A 6,600-nucleotide genomic window follows, 5' to 3' on the forward strand; every position below is an offset into this window, starting at 1 on the left:
TCTTCCTTTTTATTCAAACAGATTACAATTACATCCAAGCTCTGATGATAATACATAAAAAAAATAAATGAGTAAATTTAACCTAAACATGTCTTATAATAAATTATTATACTGCTCTAAGTGAACATGAAACTCATCGCAATCCTTTAAAAATGCGTCACTTAAAAAATAATGAAGCTCCTTAAGGCGCGCATGTGCGATAGGATCTGTACTATTGGGGCTTTCCCCTGGATGACACATAATCAGAGTATTCTCCCTGGATAAACTCATCCATTTTCGGAATAACTCTCTATAATTTGTTGCCGGGGCAAAATCATAAATACCTGAAAAGAAACAATTGTGGGGAATTCCCAATTTAATGAGTTGCTTCCATAAAGCCTTACCTCCTGTAAAACTCAATATTTTCGCTTTAAACTGAGATTGTGGCAAAACAATAGAAGGCCAAGTGGAACGAATAGAAGTTCCATTACTTTTCAATCTTTGTGCATAGAGATCCAAAATAACGTTCCGTATTACAGGAAATTGATGAACATGCTGGTGACCATCAATAAAGTCAGGAAGTTGCTGCATGATTTCTGTAAATCGGTCCAGTTGCGCTAAAAATTCTTTTGCAATGAAGGATAGTTTTATCGAGCGCATATGCGTTTTAATCAGCAATTCCTGTAAAGTAAAACACGATTTTTCTGGAATTGATGCTAAATAACCTTCTGTTAGATTGAAATGTAAACCAATTTTAATTGGTTTACTTTTTTTTAAATGGAATAGTTCTTTAGCATAAAGAATAAAGCCGGGCATATTCACCATACAACTTACGGCGGACAAACGTCCCATGTGTGCCAATTTTAAAATCCCCTCCGAAACTCCAGGATCTAGACCAAAATCATCTGCACACAACACTATGGTTTTCGAATTAATCACAATTGAAGACCCAATCTTTATAGCAAAGACATATAATATCTCATTTTCACTGTAAACATGTAGCCTGGAACATAACGCTATGCCCCAGGCTATATTTGATTTTATGTATTTATTTATGCGTTATTTTAGACAGCTTCTGATTGCGTCGCTTTCACTGCAAAGAAACGAGCACCCAATACATTGATACACAGACCACCTATCACTAATAATCCGGAAGCAAGCTTCCATAGATGAAAAGGTTCCCTCAGAACTAAAACAGAGCTCAGAATAGCAACAATAGGCACCAATAAAGTAAATGGTGCTATTACTCCTACTGGATAGCGGGCAATGAGCCAGTTCCAAACCCCATAACCTATCCAAGTTGAAGCAAAAACAATATAAAACAACGATAATGTTCCACGCCAACTTATATGCTCATAGGTATATACAAAACTCGAAGGTCCTTCAAACATCAAAGAAAGAAGGAACATAGGAATACATGCAACAAAACTTCCCCATGCAATAATTGCCATCATATTGGTATTACTTCCTTTAATTCTCTTGGTGATCAAATTCCCCAGGCCCCAAGTTGCTGCAGCAGCAAGAATGAAGAAAAAACCAACCAAAGAAATATCACTATCAAAATGCATAGCAACCAAACCAATGCCGGAAAAAGCGACAAGTGCTCCAAGAATCTGTCCCGTATTAGGCTGTTCACCCAAGAAAATCACTGCAAAAAACATACTGAAAAATACTTGTGTTTGCATAAGCAACGATGCCATTCCAGCGGGCATACCAATATTCATGCCAATAAAAAGAAAAGCAAATTGTAATGCAAACATTACAAAACCATAGAGGACAATTGTTCTGAATGAAGATTGAGGAATTTTAATAAAAAAAATGGCCGGAATACTTGCCAGTAAAAAGCGTAAAGCACAGAGTAATAAAGGCGAAATTTCTTCCAGTCCGAAGGAAACAAAAAGAAAATTTACCCCCCAAATCACAACGACTAAAAGAGCCAATAGAAGATGTGTAATTGGCATAGTCATACTCCGGCCAAAAACAATATTTTAGCCCAAGTACTGTAATAATGCCATTTATTTAGTTTATTTTTTGAACATTTAAGCGATCAAAAAAAGCAAACTTTGTGCTCTATTAATACTTTTAACCCTCCATGGCACAATAAAATTTAATTTCTATTTTTAATCCATCACGTTAAACTGGATTCTTTTTGTGATCTAAATTATGAAAGAAATTATTCTTGCTACCAGTAACTCCGGTAAAATCAAAGAATTACGTGATTTATTAGCTCCAATCGAGTGCATTCCACAAACCCATTTAGGAATTTCAGATGCTATAGAAAATGGTTTAAGTTTTATTGAAAATGCACTCATCAAAGCACGCCACGCCAGTTTACAGGCGGGAAAACCCGCTTTAGCCGATGATTCAGGTTTAGTAGTTCCTGCTTTAAATGGCGAGCCGGGTATTTATTCTGCTCGTTATGCGGGTAGCAATGCAACCGATGCAGAAAACATTCATTTATTATTGGAAAAAATGGCTCATCTACCCCCAATACGCCGAGAGGTTTGGTTTTATTGCGCGATTGCATTGGTACAACATGCAGAAGATCCTATGCCAGTCATTGCAACAGGCAGATGCAAAGGAATAATTCATACCATGCCTGTTGGCGAAGGTGGATTTGGTTATGATCCCATATTTTATATCCCTGACTTTCAATGCACAGTAGCACAATTACCTGCTAAAATTAAAAATAATATCAGTCACCGCGCACAAGCATTAAAGCAACTGCGCGATCTAATTAAGAATTGATGATGGATACGAATGCACTCTTTGCGCAAGCATATAAATTCCAGTATGAGGGTCAGTTGCCACAAGCCATTAGCCTCTATGAACAAATCTTGTCTCAGGAACCCAAGCATCTGAACACTTTGCATTTTCTAGGACTCACTTATGCTCAATTAGGTGACATGGATAATGCAATCCTCTATTTATTACAAGCACTCTCCTTAAGCCCTGATAATGCGGGTCTGCTGAATAACCTTGCGAATGCTTACAAAAAATCACATCAACTGAACAAGGCAATTGAATATTATCAGCAAGCTATTAAATTGCAGCCGAATTATGCCCAGGCTCATAACAACCTGGCAACGGTCTATGCATTGCAAAATAATTATGCTCAGGCACTATTACATTATACGCGAGCAGTCCATGCTGAACCTGATTTTAGTGCAGCACATTTTAATTTAGGATTATTATTGTTGCAAAATAATCAATTGGAAGCAGCTAAAATCCAATTTAATAACGTAGTATCCTTAAATCCATTTCATACCGAAGCCCTTTTCTACCTTGGTGTGTTGCATCTGGAAAAAAACGCGCTTGCTGAAGCAGAAAAAGCATTTCAAAATGTTTTGGAGCAAGACAGTAAACAAATAGAAGCACTTTCCAATTTGGGCGTTATTGCTTTGAAAAGACAACAAAACCAATTGGCAATCGATTATTTCAGCAAGGCATTAGCCTTAGATAATGAAAATATTGAAGCACGTAATAACTTGGCAGCTACATTCATGCATCATGACCGTTTTGAGAATGCACTCATGCATTATGATGTATTACTTCAAAAAGAACCTGATAATATTGAGTATCTATACAATTCCGGCGTAGCACAAATGGCTTTAGGCCATTTGAATGAAGCCATGATTCTTTTTGAGCACATCCTTGAGCTTGAGAGCACTCATACTTCATCATTAAATAATTTAGCTGCAATTTATCTTAAGTTAGAGCAAAGAGACAAAGCAAAAGAATACTTAGAACGGGCTTTGGCAATTAATCCCAAAGATACAATCAGCGCGCATATGCTCTATGCCCTCACGGGGGATGAACAGGCAACAACCACTCCTGAATACGCTCATAATTTATTTAATAATTATGCACTTTATTATGATCAACATATGAAGAGCACACTGCAGTACTCTATTCCACAGCATATCGCGCGTGTAATCCACCAATTGGAATTACCGACAAATGCTCATACTTTGGATTTAGGGTGTGGAACCGGTCTCACGGGTATTGTTCTTCGTGAACTAAGTAAACATTTAACTGGGGTAGATATTTCAGGAAAAATGCTGGCCCAAGCCAAAGAAAAGAGAATTTATGATAACTTAGTAGAGGCTGAAATCAGTCAATTTCTTGTGCAAAATAAAGCAACATATGACCTCATCATTGCAGCCGATGTTTTCCCTTATTTTGGCGAGCTTGATACGTTATTTCATAACATTCATCTACATCTAAAGCGAGGAGGTTATTTTATTTTTACCACCGAAATCAGTGTAACAACCTTCTGGTCGCTTGAAACAAGTGCTCGTTTCAGCCATCATCCTGACTACATCCAAAAATTAGCAGAACAAAATCAATTTAAGATAGTAAAACAAGAAAAAATTCCCGCACGCATACAAAATCAGCGCTCTTTGGAAGTTATGCTTTATATTTTGGTAATTTGAATTATTTTGAACAATAAGACAAAATAGTAATTATACTATATTATAAGGATTGGGAATGACTCTATCATTTTTATGATTGAGCAAGGAGTCTTTTATGTCAAAGCCCATGTATGGACGTAAATTTATTGAGGCGCCACAACTCACCTCCAGCGAACAACTTGAAATTAATCAAAAAATTGAGTTTGAAACTGCCAAATCATTTCATAGCATGGTTAAGCTTGGTGCTTTGGCCAATATTTTCGGTGGTTGTCTTTATGTTCTTGCAATCTATAATTCGACACGCCCTATATTAATTATTTCTTGGTATACCCTTCTGGTGCTTGCAAATTTGCTCAATGTCTTATGGGCTTTCCGTTTTGAATACAATCATATAACCCGCAAAGAAATCATTAAATGTCGACAAGGGTTTCTCTACATCGTCATTTTAATCTGCCTGATATGGAGCAGCATTGGCATTTTGTTTATGAATGATAGTATAGATCAAAAAATGACTACGCTTTTCTTCTTGTCAGCTGTTTTGATTTGTTTTTCCTTCTCAACTGCACTTGATTTAACGATGGGAATCGCCAGTATTGTGTGTTTACTTACCCCCACCCTTTTATATCATCTTTATTTAATCATAGATTTATCTCATTCCAAGGTCAGTAATGCCAGTATTTCTATTGCAGGTTCATTTTTAGTACTTGGGATATTTATGCTCATTGCTTGCTTTGTGGGGAACAGGATCATTTTAAAATTATTTCGTTTGGGTTATGAAAACGCATTACTTAGCCGTAAACTGAAAAACATGAATGCTTCCTTAGAGCAACGGGTTAAAGAACGCACGGAAGCATTAGAGAAGTCACTGAAATTAGTAACCTACCAGGCAACACATGATTTATTAACCGATTTACCTAATGAACGTTTTCTTTATGATCACATTCTTGGTGTCACTGAAAAAGCAATTCGAGATCATCATAAATTTGCCATTGCTTGTTTTTCAATAAACAATATGATGAAAATTAACGACAGTATTGGCCATCAAGCATCTGCAACCATTATTCACCGAATTGCCCAACGTTTTGCTCATCTTGCAGAAAAAAATGCACAATATTTTATTTCGTTGTTACGCAAAGATGTGTTTGTTATTTTAATTAATCCAGTCATAGATGCATTAGAACTCGAAGAATGTACCCAAGATTTATTTGCTGTATTAGAAAATGCTGTTTATGTTTCCCAACAAGAATTGAACTTAACTGCAAGTATTGGTATCAGTGTATTTCCGACTGATGGTAGGGATATAGATACGTTAATTACTCATGCAGAGGCGGCACGCACATTAGCGACCGAACGCGGAGGAAACAGCGTCCGCATTTACAATACAGTGATTACTGCTGATGCCTCCAGACAATTAAATATTGAAAACCAACTCTATCGTGCAATCGAAAATAATGAATTAATTTTAAATTATCAGCCATTTATTGATTTAAGAACTGGAACAATTTGCGGTGCAGAAGCTTTATTACGTTGGAAGAACCCGATTTTAGGATTGCTTTCTCCAATGGAGTTTATTCCTTTAGCAGAAGCAAACGGTATGATTCTTCCTATTGGTGAATGGGTCTTAAGTACTGCTTGCAAACAGCTAAAGAAATGGCACAACAGGGGATTTGAATTAGTTATGTCAGTTAACTTATCAGCAAAACAATTAATACAACACGATCTTGTTGAGCGTATTGAAAAAATTTTAAATGAGCTAAAACTTTCTCCCAAGTATCTCGAATTGGAACTGACAGAATCCAATGCATTTCACAACGAAGCAATTCCAATTATTAATAAATTTACTGAGATGGGTATCTCACTTGCTATTGATGACTTTGGTACTGGTTATTCAGAATTCGGGAATCTTAAGCTATTTAAAGTGAATAAAATAAAAATTGATAAAACCTTTATTCAAGATGTTGAAGTCAATATCGATAGTAGAAATATTGTAATTAACACCATTGCATTGGCACATCGGATGAATATTGATTGTCTGGCAGAAGGTGTAGAAACGCTAGAGCAAATTAAATTTTTAAAAGAAAACGGATGTTACATAATGCAAGGTTTTTACTTTAGTAAACCTTTAGATACCAAAGATTTTACTGAATTTTTAAAGACCCACTCCAAAAATACCTACGAAACTTTAACTAATCGGTAAAAACAAACT

Annotated in this window: 5 protein-coding genes; 3 read left to right on the forward strand and 2 right to left on the reverse strand. The window is 36.1% G+C overall.

Annotation, left to right across the window (positions count from 1 at the left end; translation table 11 throughout):
• Positions 1 to 93: 93 nt before the first annotated feature.
• Together Ltuc_RS13265 and Ltuc_RS13270 are read right to left on the reverse strand one after the other, a co-directional pair.
• The gene (locus tag Ltuc_RS13265) at positions 94 to 918 is read right to left on the reverse strand and encodes a ChbG/HpnK family deacetylase (protein WP_058521840.1); all 825 of its coding nucleotides are present in this window, start codon (positions 916 to 918) and stop codon (positions 94 to 96) included.
• 125 nt (positions 919 to 1,043) lie between these two features.
• Entirely contained in the window at positions 1,044 to 1,940 is an 897-nt protein-coding gene (locus Ltuc_RS13270) for an EamA family transporter (RefSeq protein ID WP_058521841.1), read from the reverse strand.
• A gap of 202 nt (positions 1,941 to 2,142) precedes the next feature.
• Between Ltuc_RS13270 and rdgB the strand changes: the two genes are divergently transcribed.
• The 3 genes from rdgB (at position 2,143) to Ltuc_RS13285 (ending at position 6,591) form a co-directional block, all read left to right on the forward strand.
• Complete coding sequence (gene rdgB, locus Ltuc_RS13275; RefSeq protein WP_058521842.1) at positions 2,143 to 2,727, forward strand: RdgB/HAM1 family non-canonical purine NTP pyrophosphatase; 585 nt, start codon at positions 2,143 to 2,145, stop codon at positions 2,725 to 2,727.
• A 2-nt stretch (positions 2,728 to 2,729) separates the two neighbouring features.
• Complete coding sequence (locus Ltuc_RS13280; RefSeq protein WP_058521843.1) at positions 2,730 to 4,415, forward strand: tetratricopeptide repeat protein; 1,686 nt, start codon at positions 2,730 to 2,732, stop codon at positions 4,413 to 4,415.
• Positions 4,416 to 4,509: 94 nt separating this feature from the next.
• Positions 4,510 to 6,591 carry a putative bifunctional diguanylate cyclase/phosphodiesterase gene (locus Ltuc_RS13285; protein WP_058521844.1) on the forward strand — a complete coding sequence of 694 codons (2,082 nt, stop codon included), beginning with the start codon at positions 4,510 to 4,512 and terminating at the stop codon, positions 6,589 to 6,591.
• Positions 6,592 to 6,600: the final 9 nt, after the last annotated feature.

The sequence above is a fragment of the Legionella tucsonensis genome (genome assembly GCF_001468035.1).
Classification (GTDB): Bacteria; Pseudomonadota; Gammaproteobacteria; order Legionellales; family Legionellaceae; genus Legionella; species Legionella tucsonensis.

What these genes read in the sequence shown, in the direction of transcription:
- rdgB (WP_058521842.1), top strand. Translation starts at nt 2,143, where the DNA reads ATGAAAGAAATTATTCTTGCTACCAGTAACTCCGGTAAAATCAAAGAA.
- Ltuc_RS13270 (WP_058521841.1), bottom strand. Translation starts at nt 1,940, where the DNA reads ATGCCAATTACACATCTTCTATTGGCTCTTTTAGTCGTTGTGATTTGG.
- Ltuc_RS13285 (WP_058521844.1), top strand. Translation starts at nt 4,510, where the DNA reads ATGTCAAAGCCCATGTATGGACGTAAATTTATTGAGGCGCCACAACTC.
- Ltuc_RS13280 (WP_058521843.1), top strand. Translation starts at nt 2,730, where the DNA reads ATGGATACGAATGCACTCTTTGCGCAAGCATATAAATTCCAGTATGAG.